We start from the raw sequence: 18,858 nt of genomic DNA on the forward strand, positions 1-18,858 counted from the left end.
TTTAAATCCATCCTTTACACTAAATCTTGTATTAAACCAACTTTTCCGTCATCATCAAAGCAAGTTTGTGAGGTAAAGTTTAAACTTAGTTGCAAAGTTGAACGATTTAAGGTAAGCTTATTTTGATAAATTAATGAATTGTTCATACCTTAATTTTATCAAAAACAAAAAAACGGCTTTTGCATATGCGAGCCGTTTTTTTGTTTTATTTTGCAACAGCACCTTGTTCATACACAAACTATTTCACAGCTTAATTATTATAAACTATAAAAAGAAGCCCGCATGCGAGCTTCTAAAAAAATTATATAAAATTTATATTTATTGAAATAATTATCTTAATGAAGGTCCTTGTTCATAGTGTGGAGCTTCATTTTTGTCATTTCTTTTTTTAAGTTCAAATTCTTTTCTAGTCATTACATCATCAACTTTTACGTTAACTTCAACAACTTTAAGACCAGTCATTTGTCCAACAGATTGAGCAATATTTCTTTTTAATTCTTCAAAAACTTTTGGAGCAGAATGACCATATTCTAGAATAATTGAAGCATCAATTGCAGCTTCTTTTTCTCCAACATCTGCAGAAATACCTTTAGTTAAGCTATATCCGCCAAATTGTTCAGAAATTCCAGAGAAGAATCCACCTTTCATATCTAGAACGCCAGGAACTTCGTGACAAGCAATTGCTGCTATTTTTTCAATAACAGAATCTTCAAAAGTAAGTTTTGATTCATGAGCTTGTCCTTCTTCGTCTTTGAAATTATCTTTGAAGTTGTCTTGTAAGTTGTCTACAAAGTTTTCTCTTTTTTGGGCTCTTTCTTGTTCCTTTTCTCTTTTTTCTTGTTCTTTTTCAATTTTTTCTTGTTCTTTTTTGTTTACGCCTGCAATTTCATTGTATTTAGCTTCGTTTGCCATAATATTTCTCCTTTTTAGTTAATTTTAGTTAATAGTTTTTAAAAATTTTTTCTAACAAAAATAATGCTTTCGGATCACCATCTTTGTACTTGCCATAAATGTTGCCAATTAAATAAAAGATTATAATTAAAAGTGTTCTAAAAAAACCTATTGTCAAAAATAATATTGAAATGATTAGTCCAAATATAGTGTACTTAAACTCATTCCAGTGTAATCTAGTGAAGTTTTTAAATTTATTTTTTAAAGTAGAAACTTCTCTTTCTTTTTTCTTTTCGACTACAACTATTTTTTTATTTTCAGGGTTTTTATTTGAGTTTTCATAATTATTTTGATAATCCGGAAAATTTCCATAATTATTAATCATATGAACCTCCTAAACCACTCTCTTATTAGAATCTTTCTTGATGTCGTAAAATTTAACATCCACTTTATCAACAGGATAACCAGTGAAAGTTTCTAGATTATTAGCTACATCTTCTTTAATTGTATTACCAAGGGAATTTAAATCTTCGCCTTCATATACGCCACAAGTCACTTTAGTATTTATCTTATGGGCTTTTTTTCCATTGTTCACTTTAACAATTGCACTTGAGTTTTTGACTCCGGGATACTTATTTACAGTTGTTAGCACATTATTTTCAATGGCTTTAGATGTTATAAGCATTTCGCCAGAATCATCTTTATCAATTAAATAATTATTAATTGTAGGAAGAGCAATAGCTTGAATAAAAATGAATAAAGCAAATAATGCACCTAAAATTGATACAATAGTCAAGAAATAGAAAAACCATCCTTGTCCATAATAACCAGCTAGTGTATTTGTTACCTTACCATAGTCAAACATCAAGAAATATGAACAAAATATAGCAAGTAGTAGGGCGATAGCAAAAATAACATTAACCCATTTTCGCCATCTCTTCAATCTCATTCCTCCTTTTAATGATTAATTTAATTAAATTATTAATTAAACTGCTTGCATAAATATATATATCCTAGAAACTTTATTTTACACATAAAAAGTGAAAATTTTTAAAAATTTGTTAAATATAAAATAAAAAAATGTATTTTATAAAAAAGAAATAATTTTAATAATTGATAAAAGTGTTGAAAAATAGAGAAAAGTATTTTGTAGTATATGAACAATGTTCAAAAAAATTATTTATAAAAAATTTACAAAAAAATATATTTTTTTAAATGAAGTGATGAAAATTTATTATTTTAATGCTTTTATATTTATGAGGTGGTAAAATATTAATAAAATCTAGGTTGATTTTTAAAATAATCATTAGGAGGATGAAATGAAAAAAAAGAAATTTTTTAACTCTTTAGTATTTAAATTAATACTTGGAATTATTATTGGAATTATTGTTGGAAATATCTCAAATGTTACTGCAATAAGGATAATTGATTCTATAAAAAGAGTAATTGGAAGTTTAATAGGTTACATAGTTCCATTAATTATTTTAGGATTTATAACTCCAGCAATTGTATCATTAAAAGAAAATGCAGGAAAAGTTTTAGGTGTTACACTTATAATTTGTTACGCTTCTTCTGTTGGTGCAGCTACTATGAGTTTTTTAGCGGGAAAAGCAATTATTCCTAATTTAAATATTGCTTCAAATGTTGGAGGTGGCAATTCCATTCCAGAATCTATATTTAATCTTTCAATAGATCCAATTATGCCAGTTATGACAGCACTTGTAACTTCAATTTTATTTGGTATTGCAGTTATAGTTACAGAATCAAATACTTGGGAGAATTTGCTTTTAGAATTAAATAAAATAATTTTATTTATAGTAAATAATGTTGTAATAAAAATACTTCCCGTTTATATCGCTACTACATTTGCAGGATTATCATATGAAGGAGTAATAGTAAATGAACTTCCAGTTTTCTTAAAAGTAATTGTAATAGTAATTATTGGACATTTTATTTGGATGACTCTTATGTATTCAATTGCAGGAGCAGTTTCAAAGACAAATCCAAAAGAAGTTTTTCGACATTATGTTCCAGCATATTTGACAGCAGTTGGAACAATGTCATCTGCAGCAACTCTTTCAGTGGCATTAAAGTGTGCAAGAAAATCTAAGACACTTGATCCAAAAATTAGAGATTTTGCGATTCCGCTTTGTTCTAATACACATCTTTGCGGTTCAGTTTTAACAGAAGTATTTTTTGTAATGACAGTTTCGCAAATATTAACTGGTAAACTTCCAGAAACTGCAAATATGATTGCGTTTATTTTATTACTTGGAATTTTTGCAATAGCAGCACCTGGAGTTCCTGGAGGAACTGTTGTGGCGTCCCTTGGTCTTATAACATCTGTGCTTGGTTTTAATGATACAGGAACTGCTCTTATGTTATCTATATTTGCACTACAAGATAGTTTTGGAACAGCTTGTAATGTTACAACAGATGGTGCAATAGCACTTATGGTGACAGGAATATTTAAAAAAGTCCCTGGAAGAGGGGATAATCCTGAAGTAAAAGTAGCTCAAAATTAAAAAGAGTTTAAATTTCATAATATAATTATAAAAAAAGACCAAAGCTTAATGAAAAGTTTTGGTCTTTTGAAATTATTAAGTTGTATAAGATAAAATGCAATAAATTTTTATTTTACAAATGTTTTAATAAATGTGAGAACAATAGGTTGGTAGATAATATCCACTAAGAATGCACCAACTATTGGAACAATCATCATAGCCTTTCTACTCATTCCATATTCTTCGTTAATAGCAGTCATATTTACAATTGCAGATGGTGTTGCACCAAGTCCATGACCACATAATCCTGAACACATTACAGCAGCGTCGTAATTCTTGCCAAGGACTTTAAATACAATAAAGTAAGTATAAAAAAGCATAAATACTACTTGACAAATTAGAACGATTAGTACTCCTCCCATTAGGTCTTGTAATTCCCATAGTTTTAATGTCATAAGGGCAAGAGCTAAGTAAAGATTTAACATTACATCCCCAATTCCGTCTACTGAGTGTGCACTAAATTTATAAAAGTTTGCTTTTTCATTTATATTTCTAAGAATAACGGCAACAAACATTGCCCCAACATAATCAGGAAAGTCCATATTGATAGCTTTTCCAATTTGTTTTGAAACTAAAGTGCCTAGTGCCATACATATAATTATTGCTGAAACGTTTTTAATGACATCTAGATTAGTAAGTTCAATTTTTTCTTCTTTAAATAAATTATCAAGAGCAGATAAATCGAAATCATCGTTATCAGGTTTTAAATCATTTTTAACTATTAGTCTTCTTCCAAGGGGGCCACCTATTAATACACCAAAGATAAGTCCAAATGTTGCTGCTGCTGCACCAACTACTGGAGCTTGTTCATAGCCCATTTTGGCAAAAGTGTTTCCATAACTCATTGCTGCACTGTGTCCACCAATCATTGAAATTGAAGATGCAAGCATTCCATAAGCTGGTTCGAGATTAACTGCTTTTGCAACTCCAACACCAATTGTATTTTGGATAAGTGATAATAGACCACATAGTAGCCAATAGATAATTAATAGTTTACCACCTGATTTTAAAATTTTTAAATTTGCACCAAGTCCTACTGTTGTAAAAAAAGCCAACATAAACGTAGATTGAAAAATATTTTCATAAGCAAAGTTAAACGAATTTGTTTTATATCCTATAAATGTAATAAACATAAATATCAATCCACCGACTACTGGTGCGGGAATACAATATTTTCTAAGAAACTCTGATTTATTTTTTACTCCATAGCCAACAAGTAGCACAATTACAGCTAAGGCTAAAGTTAAAATAGAATCTAAATTAATTGTTAAGATACCATTTTCTCTCACAAATTCCATAGAATCCTCCTTTTTGAAATTTATTATTATTGCATATTATCTTTCGAATTAAATAATATCATTAGATATGTTCATATTGCAACTATAATTTTATCGCATTAGATTATGAAAAATAGAAAATGATTAAAATTTATTTTAAATTTTTTAAATAATTATTATAAATTTTTATAAATATATTTCGTAAAGTTTAATACAATATATTTAAATGATAAATAATTTCAAAAAAAATTAGGAGGAGATATTATGAGTAAAGTAAATGTAATTTATTGGTCAGGAACAGGAAACACAGAAAGAATGGCAGAAGCAATAGTTAGAGGAGCAGAAGGTGAAGGTGCTGAAGTAAAACTAATTCCAGTAGGAAATGCCACTGAAGAAGATGTAAAAGATGTAGATAATATTGCCTTTGGTTGCCCTGCTATGGGAGCAGAAGAATTAGAAGAAACAGAAATGAGACCCTTTATGGATAAAGTAAATCCACTTCTTTCTGGAAAAAATGTTGTACTATTTGGTTCATATGAATGGGCTGATGGTGAATGGATGAAAACTTGGCAAGAAGAAGTTGAAGGAACTGGAGCGAAATTAATTGCAGATGGATTTGCTGCTTATGATAATCCCGATGAAGATGCAATTGATGAATGTGAAGCTCTTGGAAAAGATTTAGCAAGAGCTTAATATTAAAGATGTACAAAAGTGTTTTCATTGAATTTTTAAGTTATATTGAAAATTTTAAGGATTTTGAATATCTACTGGCTTTAATAAAATCTACAATTGCTCCAACTTTAAGCGATTTAAAGCTTGGAACTATGATGAATTTAAAAAATGGAGAGAGAAATCTAAGAGATAGTTGGATGGAGAATAAATTTTTATTAAAAGATGTTTTAGACATTGATTTTTATGAATTAAGAATTTTAGAAGATTCTGTATTAGTTTATTTCTTTAAGAAAAAAAGACTTGAGAAAAAACTTAAACAACAGAAAATTATTGAATTTTTAAATTCTGAAGGATATGAAGAATGTAGATCTGTAGAAGATTATCTTTATTTTTTAGAAAGTAGGTTTACAGAAACTTGTCCCGATGAAATTGGAATTTTTTTGGGTTATCCACTTAAAGATGTGATTGACTTTAAATATAGGGACAAAAAAATTTGTAAATGCACTGGATATTGGAAATGTTTTAACAATGATAAAAGTTCAATAGAAGCTTTCAAGAGGTTTGACGAAGTTAAAGTTATAGAGATGAAAAAAATTGTAGAAGGTATTTACGTTTAAGACTGCTTTTGGGCAGTCTTTTGTTTTAAGAAAGTAGATTTTTTTGTGAATTTAAAATATAGAAGTTTGAGAATATATAAATTTATAAGACTAAAATATTTCTAAGTTTTATAAATAAAGTAGATTATTTACTTTGTTTAAGGTAAAATATAAAAAAACATTTTATTTGTGTTAACACACTAAAGAAATAAAAATGTACAAATTTTTTACAAAAAATATATTTAAGTAAGAAAATTATAGAATATGATAGAGGTACTTATGGATAATTTAGTTTTTAAATTTTTAGATAAAGAAAATATTGATGAAATATATAATCTCACAACTGAAGTTTACGAGGGAATTGAAAATAAAGAAATTTTTTCACATGATTCTAAAGAATACTTAGAAGATGTAATAGATAATGGTGGTGCTTTCATTGGGGTTTATGATGACAATAAACTTGTTGCATATAGAAGCATAAAGGTGCCACATGAAGATGAAGATTATGTTTCCAAGTTTAATTTTTATGTAGATCATAATACAGTTTTAGTAAATGATACTGTCGTTGTTCTAAAAGATTATAGAGGCAGAAATCTTCAAAATATTACTAGAGAAAGAATTGGAGAAAAGTATGAAGGCTCAAAATTTACAAATAAGATAGGTACTGTATCTCCAAATAATTATTATTCTTACAAAAATACTTTAGTTTCTGGATATAAAATTGTTTCTCTTGAGAAAAAATATCCAGACGAATTTTCAGAAGAAGGTTACGATAGGTTTATAATACTAAAGTCAGAAGATATTCAATTTAATTTTACAGGGAGAGAAAAAATAATTTCTTGTGAAGATTTAGAAAGAATTAAAAAAGCTATTTCTGAAAATTTCTATGGTGTATCAGTAGATGGAGATGGAAATATTTTATTTAAAGAAGCTGAGGTAAAATAGTAAATTAATTTAGTATGAAAAAGAAATAAGATTATAAATTGTTAATAATATTTCTTTTAGGGGTATAATATAAGTAGATTATGAGATTTTTAGTGTTTATATAAAGAGGAGGAAAAATTTTGGATAATAACAGATATAACTTTTTTGATGAGTATATGGATTCACAAAAGAAAATGATGAATATGTGGAAGGATTATGCAAAAACTTTTGGTGGTGGAGATTTCAATCCTTTTAATGCAGAATATTTCAAAGGTGTGAATAGTATTTTTGATGAGTATGGAACTGCAGATTTTTTTAATTTTCATGGTGGGCCTAGTGAAATTGCAAAAAAAATAAAGGACACTTCTAAGATTTATTATAGTATTTATGAGCTTTATAAGAATATTTATGATGAAGCAATAGAACCTAATAAGGAAAATTTTGAAAGAATTATGAAACAGTATAAAGAAGGGTCTTTGCAATACATTAATAATTATTTATTCCCTTACATTCCAAGTGATCTTCAAAATTTAATTAAACAATGCATGGGTGCATCTGAAAGTTATAAAAATATGCTTACTACAGTTTATGGCCCTTGGATGGATAATTCTGTGGACTTATTAGATTCAATTATGAAAGGGGCATTCCAAGATCCTAAGGAATTCCAAGAATTTTTTAAAATTTGGAAAAAGAGTTATGAAGAAACTTTTGGAAAAATGTTAAATTCTCCTCAATTTGGAATTGACAGAAACACTTATGAAATGCACATGAGAACTATAGATAAGTTAATAACTTTTATGGGAAATTATTCAGAATTAAGTATGATGATTTCCAATCTAATTGTTGAATCTACTGAAGATGTTGTAAAGAAAAGTTTTGAACTTATTAAAGAAGGAGAATCTCCTAAGACTTTTGAAGAGTTTTATGATTTTTGGAAGACTACAACTTCTAATGAATTTGATAAATTATTCTTTTCTGATGAATTTGCTGAATTTTTAGGAAACTTTGTAGATTCTCTAATGGTTTTAAAAATTAATTTAGACCAAGTTGTGGAAGAATCGTTAAAATGGATTCCAATTCCAACAAATTCAGATATGGATTCTCTTTACAAAAGTGTTTATGATTTAAAAAAAGAAGTTAGAGAATTGAAGAGATACATTAGAGATAAAGAATACGAAGAAGATAAAAGGGATAATAAATAGTAGGAGGTTATTAATTTGAAAAGTGTATTAGGAATAGATTATGTAAAATCAATGTCCGATATGGTTGATTCATATGAAAAACTTGTTAAAGGTGTAGACACTTTAATGAATGTAGATTACAGTGGATATGATTCAACGCCAAAGGAACTTATCTTTCACGAAGATAAGATGAAACTTTATCACTATGAGCCTAAAGTAAAAGATCCAAATAAAATTCCAACATTAATAGTTTATGCTCTTGTAAATAAACAATATATGATGGACTTACAAGAAGATAGATCTCTTATAAAAAGTTTACTAGAAGGCGGACAAGATATTTATATAATAGATTGGGGATATCCGACAATGGATGATAAATATCTTGGACTAGAAGATTATATTAACGGATATATTGATGATTGTGTTGAGATAATTAGACAAAAACACAACTTAGAAAAAATAAATCTTATTGGAATTTGCCAAGGGGGTACTTTCTCCTTTATTTACACTGCACTACATGGGGAAAAAGTAAATTCCTATGTATCTCTTGTAACTCCAATTGATTTTTCAACTGATGATGGGCTTTTATTTAAGTGGGGAAAATATTTAAACCCAGATAATATGGTTAAGGCTTTTGGAAACGTGCCAGGAGAATTTATGAATTCAGGTTTTGTTTTCTTGAAACCAATAGACCTTATGATGGATAAATATGTGGGAGTAATAGACCAACTTGATGATCCAAATAAACTTGCAAATTTTCTTAGAATGGAACATTGGATTTTTGATTCTCCAGATCAAGTAGGTAGAGCTTATGAAGAATTCCAAGAAGAAATGTACCACAAAAATAGTTTGATTAAAGGAGAATTTTATTTAGACGGCAAGAGAGTCGATTTGAAAGATGTTAAATGTCCAGTACTTGCAATTTTAGGAACGAAAGATAATCAAGTTCCTCCTAATGCAACTAGACCAATCCCACAAGCTGTTGGAACTGATGATGTTGAATTAGTTGAAGTAGAAACTGGTCACATTGGATTATTTGTATCCGGCAGAAGTCAAAGAGAAGTCGCACCAAAGATAAATGAATTTTTGACAGAAAAATCAAAATAATATAAAACTATCAAATAAAAAAGCCGGGCATATTTAATTTGCTCGGTTTTTTGCTGTATTTGATTAAAACTAAATTTGTTAAATTTATATGCCAATTGTTTAATCTGAAATAATTTTTGGATTCCCAATATTTAAAGAGTAATAATAAATTTTTGCAGCATCCTCAACATACTCTGCAGAAAGGAAGGCACTTTCTAAATCCTTACCACAAGAAACTACACCGTGATTTGCCATCAAGCAAGAATTTGAATTTTTTAGGAAAGGAATAATAGATTCTGCAAGTTCTTTTGAACCTGCTTCATGAAAAGGTGCTACATTTATTTCTCCTCCTAAAAAAGGTTTCATCTCAATCAAAATAAGTGGAATTTTTTTTCTTGAAACTGAAAAAGCTGTTGCAATAGTTGAATGTGTGTGAACTACGGCATTGTAATTGGGATAATTTTTGTAAATTTCAATGTGCATTCTCCATTCAGATGAAGGTTTTCTAAATTTATCGAGGGATTCTCCTTTAGAATTTATTCTTACAATATCTTTTTCGGTTATTTCTAAATAGTCAATTCCACTGGGGGTTATATAAAAGGTATTTTCATCTTCTCCTCTTATGCTTAAATTTCCACTTGTGCCAGCCACCAAATTTTTATCTAAAAGTTTTTTACCATAATCAACTAAAAGTTTTCTATAATTCATTTTACACCTCGCAATATAATATAATTTATCATATTTTTCATTTAATTGACAATTGATTATCCTGTGTTAGACTAAAAATATAAATTAATTTGAGAGGTAAATATGCTAAAAGAAAAAATATTTGAAAGTTATAAAGAAAGTGCGGATTTTATATTAAATAAGATAAAGATAAAACCAGATATAGCAATTATACTAGGCACAGGGCTTGAAAAACTTTTAGATGAAATTGAAGACAAAATAGAAATTAATTATAAGGATGTGCCAAATTTTTTAATTTCTACTGTTAGTGACAATGGTGGAAAATTTATTTTTGGGAAATTGTCCGGTAAGTATGTAATTTGTATGACTAAAAGATTTCATTATTATGAAGGATATGATTTCAATGAACTTGCAATGCCAGTTTATGTTTTAAAACTCCTTGGAGTTTCAAAATTAATACTTACAAATGCAGCTGGTGCTGTCAATTATAATTTTTATCCAGGAGATATTTGTTTAATAATAGACCACATAAATTTTGCAGGGGCAAGTCCAACTAGGGGGAATAATTTAAATGAATTTGGAGAAAGATTTTATCCAATTGACAAATTGTATGATAAAGAATTTCGAGATTTGGCAAAAAAATCTGCAATAAAATTGGGATTTGAATTAAAAGAGGGAGTTTACTTTTTTACAGTAGGACCTTTTTTTGAATCGCCATCAGAAATTAGAGCAATTAGGACATTAGGCGGAGATTTAGTTGGGATGTCAACTATAACAGAAACTTTGACAGCAGCTCATTGTAATATGAAAGTTATTGCAATGTCTGTTGCTACAAATTATTCTTCTGATAGAATTGAAAATATGGATGGGAGTGAAGTTGAAGATGTTACAAGAGAAGTTTCGCCAAAATTAAAAAATTTGATAATAGAAATAGTAAAGGAGTTAGATAATTAAAATGAAAAGACAAGATTATGACATGCCTTTTATGCTTAAATATGAAAACGTTGCATGGTATGAAAATGGAGAAGTAAAAATTTTGGATAGAAGAGTCTATCCGAAAGAAGTTAGATTTGAAATTTGTAAAACTCACAAGGAAGTTGCAAGGGCAATAACAGATATGGTCACACAGTCAGCAGGGCCTTATACTGCTGCTGGGATGGGAATGGCTCTTGCTGCCTATGAAGCTAGAGATTTGAGTGATGAAGATTTAATTAAATTCTTAGAAAAAGCTGCCAATACAATTTCAACTGCAAGACCAACTACATCAACAAGACTAAAAAAAGTTACTAAAGGTTCAATAAAAGCGGCAAAAAAGGCAATTGAAAATGGAGAAGATGTCGTAGAAAAAGTTTTTGAAGAAGCAATTGAATCTTTAAACAGAAGATATAGTGCAATGGATGAAGTCGCAAAAAATCTTTGCGAAGTTATACCTGATGGTGGGAAAGTTTTAACTCAATGTTTTGGAGAAACTATAATAGGAACAATAACTAGGACTTTAAAAGAACAAAATAAAGATGTAAAATTTTATTGTGCGGAAACAAGGCCATACTATCAAGGTGCAAGATTAACTGCAACTTGTATAAGTGAAATGGGTTTTGACACCACAATTATAACTGACAATATGGTGGCTTACACAATGGAAAATATAGGGATAGATGTATTTACATCTGCAACAGATACGATTACAGTTGATGGTCATGTTGCAAATAAAGTAGGAACACATCAAATTGCAATTGTTGCTCGTGAGTTCAATGTTCCTTACTATGTTACAGGTATGCCAGACGGAGAAAAGAAGGGTAGAGATGATATAGTAATTGAACTTAGAGATCCATCTCTTGTTTTAGGAAATCACACAGCAAAAGGAGTTAAGGCAATTTATCCTTCCTTTGATATAACCCCACCAGAACTTATAACAGGTTTTGTAACAGATAAGGGAATCTATAAACCAAGAGAACTTAAAAATTATTTAGATATAGAACACACAAGTTATTATTAAAAGGTTCTTTGGAAAATTTTAATAGACAACTTAGAAAAGTAACAAAAACAAAACAATATTTCCAAGCGACTACGTCCTACAAAAAAGCTTGCATCTAGCGATGGTAGATGCTTCAATTAAATGTACAAGTAGAATAAGAGGATAGGATCAAATATTATCACAACTATCAATATTTTTTGAAGGCAGAATCTAAATTTTGCCATTAGCATAATAAAAATTTGAATTTTTCAATCAAGAGTAAAGGCATAGCCCTGATCTAAGGATCAGCTCTTGACAGAAATCTTCAAATTTTTAAGATATACAATTAGGCAAGAAGAGAGATTTTTAGAAGAATCTTGGCCTTCTAGTTTAATTGTGCCAAAATTAGATTACAAATATCTGAACTCTCAGAATATAGTAATAAAAGTATATTAAAAAAATTAAAAAAAATATCAGCTCACAACCTATCGGGAGGAGCTGATACACAAAACTTTTTACATACCTTTTAACATATCCTAATTAAACTATTCTGCAACACTACCCTTTTTAATATATTGATATAATTTATAATGTGAAAGAACCTATATAATAATATTTTCCTGCATCTTTTAGATCAATTGTCCATTTCTTATTTATGCCAATAGTTTTTAACATTTCTTCCATGTAAAATAATACAACACCCATGTCAATAAGTGATCTATCATCTTCATCAGATTTTACCATATAAGCTTCTACATCTGTTCCTTTCAAAACGAATCTCCAAGGTTGAAAGTTTTTGTGGCTTGGTGCGTATCTAACTGATGAGAATACATCAAATATTCCATAATTTTCTAAAGTTTCTATTGAAATTGGTTCGCCTAAATTTTCAGAAAATACAATTTCATTTACATCAAGTCTTGAACTTGTTACTTCTGGGTCAAAAAGTTTTTTCTTTTGTCCATATCCAAATGCAATTAAATAATTTATCTTTGTTCCATTTTCTCCAAAAATAGATTTTTTTGTTGCCTCATCAACTTCATCTACTGTGATCCAACAAGTATCTAAATCGAGATCGACAATTTTTGTATTTAGTTTTTCAAGACAATATCCACCTTTTAATATATTAAGTGGTTTATCATCAGATATATCAAGTGCTATATAATGAGGGGCTTCGATCATTACACCTGCATAGCCTGCTTTTCCTTTTAGCCCCTCTGCTACGATTTTTCCATTTTCGTAAAGTGAAAAACTTATATCGCTTTCTTCTCTATCCAATTCGTCCATAAGTAATTTTATATTTTCCAAGACATCTCTTGGTACGATGTCATTTTTAAAATTTCTGACAGATTTTCTTTTTTGTAAAAAATTTGTCATTAACATATTAATACCCCCTAAACCAGTTATATATTAAATTATATCACATTGGCAAAACTAAAAAAATAGATTTAAAATAATTGTGAAATAGTTTAAACTAAAATTGGAGGGATATTTTGAATTTAACATCAAGTCAATTAAAAGCTGTAAAACATTTTGAAGGGCCGGCAATTGTTCTTGCAGTTCCAGGTGCAGGGAAGACAACTATGATCTTACATAGAACAAAAAAATTAATAGAGTGTGGTGTTGATCCAAAAAGTATTTTAACTATTACTTTTTCTAAGGCACAGGCTCTAGATATTGAAATGCGTTATAGGAGTATGGGTGATGATAGGAATGTTCATTTTTCTACAATTCACGCTTTTTGCTATTCTATTGTAAGAGATTATTCTAAAAAGGCAGGTAAAAGTTTAAGTTTAATTGATTCTAATATGAAAAAGAAATATGAAATTCTTAGAGATATTTATAGAGATGTCAATAAAATTTATCCAACAGAGGAGAGAGTTGAAACTGCAATTTCTGAAGTTGGCTATTGTAAGAATATGATGATAAGTCCAAATTCCTTTGCAAAAAGTAAAAGATGCGATACAGACAATTTTGTAAAATTTTATGAAAGCTATGAGAAGTTTAAAAGAGATAAAAGTTTAATTGATTTTGATGACATGATAAATATGTCCTATGAAATTTTAAAAAATGATGTAGCAATTAGGAATAAATACAGAAATAGATTTAAATTTATTCAACTTGATGAGGGGCAAGATACTAGTAAAAGTCAGTTTCAAGTTTTAAAATATCTTGCCAAACCGAAGGACAACTTATTTGTTGTTGCTGATGACGATCAGTCTATTTATGGTTTTAGAGGTGCAAATACCGAAGAACTTTTTAAATTACAAGAGGAATATCCCAATATTGTAACTTTTTACATGGAAGAAAATTTTAGATCTACAAGAAATATTGTAAATATTGCAAATATATTTATTGCACAAAATGAAAAGAGATTTGATAAAACTGTTGTAACAGACAATCCATTTAATAAACCTGTGAGTATTATAAAGGTAAAGGATCCAAAAGACCAGTACACTTTTATAGAGAAAGAAATTTCAAAAGGTGACGAAGATGTAGCAGTTTTATATAGAAACAATCTATCTAGCATTGGACTTGTGGAATACTTTGAAAGGAAAAATTATAATTTTAATATAAAAGATAAAAAAACGAAATTTTTCTCTCATTTTATTACAAAGGATATTTTAGATATTTTAAATTTTTCTAAGGATCTTTCAAATATAGATTTGTATGAGAAGTTTTATTTTAAACTAGATGGATATATATCAAAAAGACATATTGAGTACTTGAAAAAACACAGAGGAAAAAATATTTTTAATATTTTAAAAGATTATCCAGATCTTCCAAATTATTATAATAAAAATATAAATAAACTTTTAACTGGATTTAAAAAAATTTCAAGAGTAGACGTGTATGAAGCTATTGATTATATAGACAAAGAAATGGGCTATGGGAATTATCTTAGAGAAAATGCAAAGAGATTTATGGAAACAGTAGAAACTTTAAATGAATATTTATATTATTTGAAATTAATTGCGAAAAGTACAAAATCCTTAGAACTTTTTATTGGAAGATTAAAATCACTTGAATATGATTTATTAAAACCTAAAGATTCAAATGCAAAACTCACTTTTTCGACAATTCACTCTGCAAAAGGACTTGAATTTTCAAAAGTTTTTGTTGTAGACCTCTATGAAGGTAGACTCCCTTCTAGTTCAAGCATTGATTCTTTAAGTGAAGATAAAGGTCTTTTTGAAGAAGAGAGAAGACTTTTTTATGTGGCAATGACAAGAGCAAAAAGAGAACTTTATCTTATGTATTCTAACTACACAAATGGAATGAAAAATGAACTTTCATCTTTTGTATCTGATTTAGAAACTTTGGCAGGTGAAAAAAATGGAACTAATTGAAGAAATGAAAAAAATAATAAGTGTTCAAGATAAAAATCTTTTAAATAATCTTTTTGAAGAATATCATCCTGTGGATCTTGGCATAGAATCAGAAGATTTAGAAGAGGATGAATTAAGAATACTTGTAAAAAATATTACACATGAAAACTTGGCACTTCTTTTAGAATCTTCAGAAGAAGAATTAGATGCCAAGATAATGAGTTTTTTTACCAATGATGAACTAATAGAAATTTTTACTCATATGGAGCATTCAATAGTTGCGGATTTATTGGGAGTTCTTTCAACTGTAAGGAGAAAGTCAATTTTATCTCTAATGAAAAGTGCCGACCAAAACATATTAAAGATGATTCTTTCTTTTGATGAAGAATCTGCTGGCGGTATAATGACTACAAATTTTATTTCTCTTCGTGAAAATCTTACGGCAGAAGAAGCAATAAAAAAAATTAGAACAATTTCTCCTGAAACAGAAATAATTGATGAAATTTTTGTTACAGATAATTATCACAGACTTAGGGGAATTGTCACATTAAGAGATCTCTTAGTTTCTAGTGCAAAGACAGTACTAAAAGATATTTTAGAAGAAGTGGATTTTTATGTTTTCGGAACAGATGATCAAGAAGTTGCAGCAAACTTGTTTAGCAAATATGAGCTAGATATACTGCCTGTTGTAAATAATAATATGGCGATATTAGGAGTAATAACATCAGAAGATATTATTGCAGTTATAGATCAAGAACACAATGAAGATATTTTGCAGATGCATGGTGTAAATGCAGACGAAGAATACGACTCAAATTGGGTTGATTCTTTTAAAAGTAGAATACCTTGGCTTATAGTAAATTTGCTTACAGCTTTTTTAGCGTCATCAGTGGTAAAAAGTTTTGAATCGACAATTTCACAAGTTGTTGTGCTTTCTGCTGCAATGCCAATTGTAACAGGAATGGGAGGAAACGCAGGATCTCAAACTCTTTCCATAATTTTAACATCTCTTGCCAGAGGAGAATTGTCGCTAAAGGAAGATTATAAATTAGTTTTTAAGGAAATATTTTTGGGACTTTTTGAAGGAGCAATAATAGGAATTTTGGCGGCAACAGTTTTTGTTTTTTGGCATAAAAATATTTATCTCGGTTTAATTTTATTTTTGGCGATGATATTAAATATGATAATTGCTTGCTCAATGGGATTTTTAATTCCTTTAATTTTAGATAAATTAAAGGTGGATCCGGCAATTGCATCGTCAATTTTTCTAACGACTTTTACAGACGTTTTTGGATTTTTTATATTTTTAGGTCTTGCTACAATTTTTTTACCAAAATTAATTTAAAATTAAAATTTACAGAAAAAAATCACACCTTTTTAAAGGTGTGTAATTTTCTATAAATTTTATCTAATTAATAATTGATGATTTTTACAAAATTCTAGTTTTGAAATTATATAATTTCTTTAAATTAATTTTTCAAAGGCAAGTCTTTCATTTTTCCCATTGAGGTATACTAATCCAACATATTTATAATGTAGATTTTTTAAAAGGTTTTGCATTTTTATATTTTTTCTATGTGTGTCAATACGAACAGAATTAAAATTATTTTCCCTTGCAAACTTTTCTGCAAATTCAATTATTTTTCTTCCGTAGCCCTTTTCACATTCAGCTGAAAGAGTTCCAATTCTGTGGAGTGCTACATAAGATCCATTTGAAGTCCAACTACTATCTAAATTATTTTCGTAATCATAGTCAAATTTATAGATTATAACAGTGCTCACAATTTTTCCGTTGTCCTCTAGCACATAAATATTTTTATTTTTTATTAAATTAGAAAAATTATTTAGATTTGGTTTGTCTTCACCTTGCCACTGGTCTATCCTAAGAGATTTTAATTTTTCTGATCCATCTTCATAAATTTTTTCTATTTTTTCTTTATCTATTTCTTTTGCGAGTCTAAATTCCATGTTTCCTCCAAAACAACTGGCACATTTTCACCAATCTCAATTAAATTTCTTGTGACATAAGAATCGTAAGCAAGAATTTTTACTCCGCATTCCTTTGCCTTTAAAAGACTTTTTGAAAAATTTATGTCTGTGAAATAATTTGGTGTAAAAAATTTCACGTCTTTAATTTGAATTAAAAATAAAATGTAAGTAAGGTAGTTATCTCTGGAATTTATAAGTCCATTTATATGTTTTAGTCCCCTTTTTGTAGGAGCATCAGGAAAGGCAACAATACCATCATCTTCAAGTGTAACACCCTTTACTTCCATTAATGCTTTTTTATTTTCACCTTCAATATAAAAATCAAAGCGTGAATCTCCATGAGTAAATTCTCTTTTTATAAAATCAGGCTTAAATCCAAGGTCAATTTTATTTTTTAAAAGAGCCTCATAAACAACTTCATTTGGGGCTTAAGAATCTATATTTATAATTTTATCGCCTTTAATTACAGCAATAAGAGTGTATGAAGTTTTCCTATTTGGATTGTCGTTATAAGTAACAAAAACTGTGACACCTTTTGTCAAAAGCTCTTTGCATCTGCCAGTATTTGGTACGTATACTGTTAAAATTTTAAAACCTTTTTTGCAAATTGAGATAAATCTATTTTTTCTGTATAAAAATTCTGCTTTTAAGACGCTATTGTATTTCATAATTCACCCTGAAACATTATACATTCAACTTTAAATTATGTAAAATTTGTTATATCATATTGAAAAGGGGAGGAAATAATATGGACATTTTAGTTGTAGTAGATATGCAAAATGATTTTGTAAGTGGATCACTTAAAAGTAAAGATGGAGATATTCTTTTAGATAGAGTAGTGGATAAGGTAAATGAATTTAATGGAAAAATAATTTACACTTTGGACACTCATGGGAAAGATTATTTAAAAACAAATGAAGGAAAAAATCTTCCAATAGAGCATTGTATAAAGGGAACAGAAGGACATGAGATTGCAAAGAAATTACAGAATACAAGATCTTTTAAAGGTGCAAAGAAGATAGAAAAGAATACTTTTGCTTCAGTTGAGCTTGGAAAATATTTAAAAGAATTGGATGAAAAAGAAAATATAGATAATATTTATTTTCTTGGTCTTGTTGCAGATATTTGTGTAGTTTCAAATATTTTAATGGTAAAAGGATTCTTGCCAGAAAAAAATATTTACTTATATAAAGATTTGACAGAGGGTTTGACAGATGAGAAAAAACAATCAGCACTTGACGTTTTGGAATCTTGTCATATAAAAATTATCTAAAATATTAAAATTATCCTTTTTAAGTAAAAAAGGGATTAAAAAAGAGAGTATCATTTGATGCTCTCTTTTATGGTGCCCAGAGCCGGAATCGAACCAGCGACACGAGGATTTTCAGTCCTCTGCTCTACCGACTGAGCTATCTGGGCAGGTAAATGGTGGGCCTTCAGGGACTTGAACCCGGGACCTACCGGTTATGAGCCGGGCGCTCTAACCAACTGAGCTAAAGGCCCTCACCATTGGCGGAGAAAGAGGGATTTGAACCCTCGCGACCCTAATCGGGACCTACTCCCTTAGCAGGGGAGCCTCTTCAGCCACTTGAGTATTTCTCCAAATTGAAGGTCACTCTTTAGCAACTTACTTTAACTATTCTAAAGGAATTTTTTAAATTTGTCAACTAATTTTTACAAGAAATTTAAAAAATTTTTATATTTTCTACGT

General features: G+C 28.8%; 19 protein-coding genes, 3 tRNA genes and 2 pseudogenes. 12 read left to right on the plus strand and 12 right to left on the minus strand.

Annotation, left to right across the window (positions count from 1 at the left end; all coding sequences use genetic code 11):
* Positions 1-330: 330 nt before the first annotated feature.
* Genes RH95_RS00005 through amaP form a run of 3 tightly spaced genes read right to left on the minus strand, consistent with a single transcriptional unit; the run spans position 331 to position 1,834 of the window.
* A complete protein-coding gene (locus RH95_RS00005) occupies positions 331-912 on the minus strand; it encodes an Asp23/Gls24 family envelope stress response protein (RefSeq protein WP_010242008.1) in 582 nt (193 codons plus the stop codon).
* Between the two features lie 28 nt (positions 913-940).
* Complete coding sequence (locus RH95_RS00010; RefSeq protein ID WP_010242011.1) at positions 941-1,276, minus strand: DUF2273 domain-containing protein; 336 nt, start codon at positions 1,274-1,276, stop codon at positions 941-943.
* A 9-nt stretch (positions 1,277-1,285) separates the two neighbouring features.
* The gene (gene amaP / locus RH95_RS00015) at positions 1,286-1,834 is read right to left on the minus strand and encodes an alkaline shock response membrane anchor protein AmaP (RefSeq protein WP_010242013.1); all 549 of its coding nucleotides are present in this window, start codon (positions 1,832-1,834) and stop codon (positions 1,286-1,288) included.
* Positions 1,835-2,210: 376 nt separating this feature from the next.
* On the opposite strand from amaP, the gene RH95_RS00020 reads away from it, so the two are divergent.
* Positions 2,211-3,416 (plus strand): dicarboxylate/amino acid:cation symporter, encoded by a 1,206-nt coding sequence (locus tag RH95_RS00020; RefSeq protein ID WP_010242016.1) that lies wholly within the window; start codon positions 2,211-2,213, stop codon positions 3,414-3,416.
* A gap of 107 nt (positions 3,417-3,523) precedes the next feature.
* On the opposite strand, the gene gltS is transcribed toward RH95_RS00020, so the two are convergent.
* Positions 3,524-4,753 (minus strand): sodium/glutamate symporter, encoded by a 1,230-nt coding sequence (gene gltS / locus RH95_RS00025; protein ID WP_010242018.1) that lies wholly within the window; start codon positions 4,751-4,753, stop codon positions 3,524-3,526.
* A 243-nt stretch (positions 4,754-4,996) separates the two neighbouring features.
* Here gltS and RH95_RS00030 point away from each other — a divergent pair, with 243 nt between their 5' ends.
* The 5 genes from RH95_RS00030 (at position 4,997) to phaC (ending at position 9,212) form a co-directional block, all read left to right on the plus strand.
* On the plus strand, positions 4,997-5,425 hold the full coding sequence (locus RH95_RS00030; RefSeq protein WP_010242020.1) for a flavodoxin: 429 nt from the start codon (positions 4,997-4,999) through the stop codon (positions 5,423-5,425).
* Positions 5,426-5,433: 8 nt separating this feature from the next.
* Positions 5,434-6,021, plus strand: a complete 588-nt coding sequence (locus RH95_RS00035; RefSeq protein WP_010242022.1) for a DUF3793 family protein — start codon at positions 5,434-5,436, stop codon at positions 6,019-6,021.
* Between the two features lie 258 nt (positions 6,022-6,279).
* Complete coding sequence (locus RH95_RS00040) at positions 6,280-6,945, plus strand: hypothetical protein (RefSeq protein ID WP_010242025.1); 666 nt, start codon at positions 6,280-6,282, stop codon at positions 6,943-6,945.
* Positions 6,946-7,064: 119 nt separating this feature from the next.
* Entirely contained in the window at positions 7,065-8,126 is a 1,062-nt protein-coding gene (locus tag RH95_RS00045) for a poly(R)-hydroxyalkanoic acid synthase subunit PhaE (protein WP_010242029.1), read from the plus strand.
* 15 nt (positions 8,127-8,141) lie between these two features.
* A complete protein-coding gene (gene phaC, locus RH95_RS00050; RefSeq protein ID WP_010242031.1) occupies positions 8,142-9,212 on the plus strand; it encodes a class III poly(R)-hydroxyalkanoic acid synthase subunit PhaC in 1,071 nt (356 codons plus the stop codon).
* Between the two features lie 99 nt (positions 9,213-9,311).
* On the opposite strand, the gene RH95_RS00055 is transcribed toward phaC, so the two are convergent.
* Positions 9,312-9,899, minus strand: a complete 588-nt coding sequence (locus tag RH95_RS00055; RefSeq protein ID WP_010242034.1) for a class II aldolase/adducin family protein — start codon at positions 9,897-9,899, stop codon at positions 9,312-9,314.
* A gap of 102 nt (positions 9,900-10,001) precedes the next feature.
* Here RH95_RS00055 and RH95_RS00060 point away from each other — a divergent pair, with 102 nt between their 5' ends.
* From RH95_RS00060 to RH95_RS09940, 3 genes and pseudogenes are all read left to right on the plus strand, one after another.
* Entirely contained in the window at positions 10,002-10,832 is an 831-nt protein-coding gene (locus tag RH95_RS00060; RefSeq protein WP_010242036.1) for a purine-nucleoside phosphorylase, read from the plus strand.
* A gap of 1 nt (position 10,833) precedes the next feature.
* Entirely contained in the window at positions 10,834-11,874 is a 1,041-nt protein-coding gene (locus RH95_RS00065) for a s-methyl-5-thioribose-1-phosphate isomerase (RefSeq protein WP_010242038.1), read from the plus strand.
* Between the two features lie 5 nt (positions 11,875-11,879).
* Positions 11,880-12,019, plus strand: a pseudogene (locus RH95_RS09940) (IS256 family transposase); the annotation flags it as partial.
* Positions 12,020-12,417: 398 nt separating this feature from the next.
* Here the strand turns inward: RH95_RS09940 and RH95_RS00070 are convergent.
* A complete protein-coding gene (locus RH95_RS00070; RefSeq protein WP_010242039.1) occupies positions 12,418-13,212 on the minus strand; it encodes a nitroreductase family protein in 795 nt (264 codons plus the stop codon).
* A 110-nt stretch (positions 13,213-13,322) separates the two neighbouring features.
* On the opposite strand from RH95_RS00070, the gene RH95_RS00075 reads away from it, so the two are divergent.
* Positions 13,323-15,179: an ATP-dependent helicase gene (locus RH95_RS00075; protein WP_010242040.1), complete on the plus strand. Its 1,857-nt coding sequence runs from the start codon at positions 13,323-13,325 to the stop codon at positions 15,177-15,179.
* Complete coding sequence (mgtE, locus tag RH95_RS00080; RefSeq protein WP_010242041.1) at positions 15,166-16,503, plus strand: magnesium transporter; 1,338 nt, start codon at positions 15,166-15,168, stop codon at positions 16,501-16,503. The genes RH95_RS00075 and mgtE overlap by 14 nt, the downstream gene beginning before the upstream one ends.
* 119 nt (positions 16,504-16,622) lie before the next feature.
* Here the strand turns inward: mgtE and RH95_RS00085 are convergent, their stop codons facing one another.
* The 3 genes and pseudogenes from RH95_RS00085 to RH95_RS09725 all read right to left on the minus strand — a co-directional run bounded on the left by RH95_RS00085 (position 16,623) and on the right by RH95_RS09725 (position 17,815).
* On the minus strand, positions 16,623-17,126 hold the full coding sequence (locus tag RH95_RS00085) for a GNAT family N-acetyltransferase (protein WP_010242042.1): 504 nt from the start codon (positions 17,124-17,126) through the stop codon (positions 16,623-16,625).
* Positions 17,099-17,560, minus strand: a pseudogene (locus RH95_RS09720) (DNA/RNA nuclease SfsA); the annotation flags it as partial. The gene RH95_RS00085 and the pseudogene RH95_RS09720, both read right to left, overlap by 28 nt.
* 15 nt (positions 17,561-17,575) lie before the next feature.
* Positions 17,576-17,815, minus strand: a complete 240-nt coding sequence (locus RH95_RS09725) for a PDDEXK family nuclease (RefSeq protein WP_010242044.1) — start codon at positions 17,813-17,815, stop codon at positions 17,576-17,578.
* 80 nt (positions 17,816-17,895) lie between these two features.
* On the opposite strand from RH95_RS09725, the gene RH95_RS00095 reads away from it, so the two are divergent.
* Entirely contained in the window at positions 17,896-18,420 is a 525-nt protein-coding gene (locus RH95_RS00095) for a cysteine hydrolase family protein (RefSeq protein WP_010242046.1), read from the plus strand.
* A 70-nt stretch (positions 18,421-18,490) separates the two neighbouring features.
* Here the strand turns inward: RH95_RS00095 and RH95_RS00100 are convergent.
* The 3 genes from RH95_RS00100 to RH95_RS00110 form a co-directional block, all read right to left on the minus strand.
* Positions 18,491-18,566, minus strand: a tRNA-Phe gene (locus RH95_RS00100).
* A 7-nt stretch (positions 18,567-18,573) separates the two neighbouring features.
* Positions 18,574-18,650: transfer RNA gene (locus RH95_RS00105), tRNA-Ile, on the minus strand.
* A 7-nt stretch (positions 18,651-18,657) separates the two neighbouring features.
* Positions 18,658-18,749, minus strand: a tRNA-Ser gene (locus tag RH95_RS00110).
* Positions 18,750-18,858 lie beyond the last annotated feature (109 nt).

Origin of the sequence: Peptoniphilus rhinitidis 1-13, assembly GCF_000246925.1 — a bacterium.
Classification (GTDB): Bacteria; Bacillota; Clostridia; order Tissierellales; family Peptoniphilaceae; genus Peptoniphilus_A; species Peptoniphilus_A lacydonensis.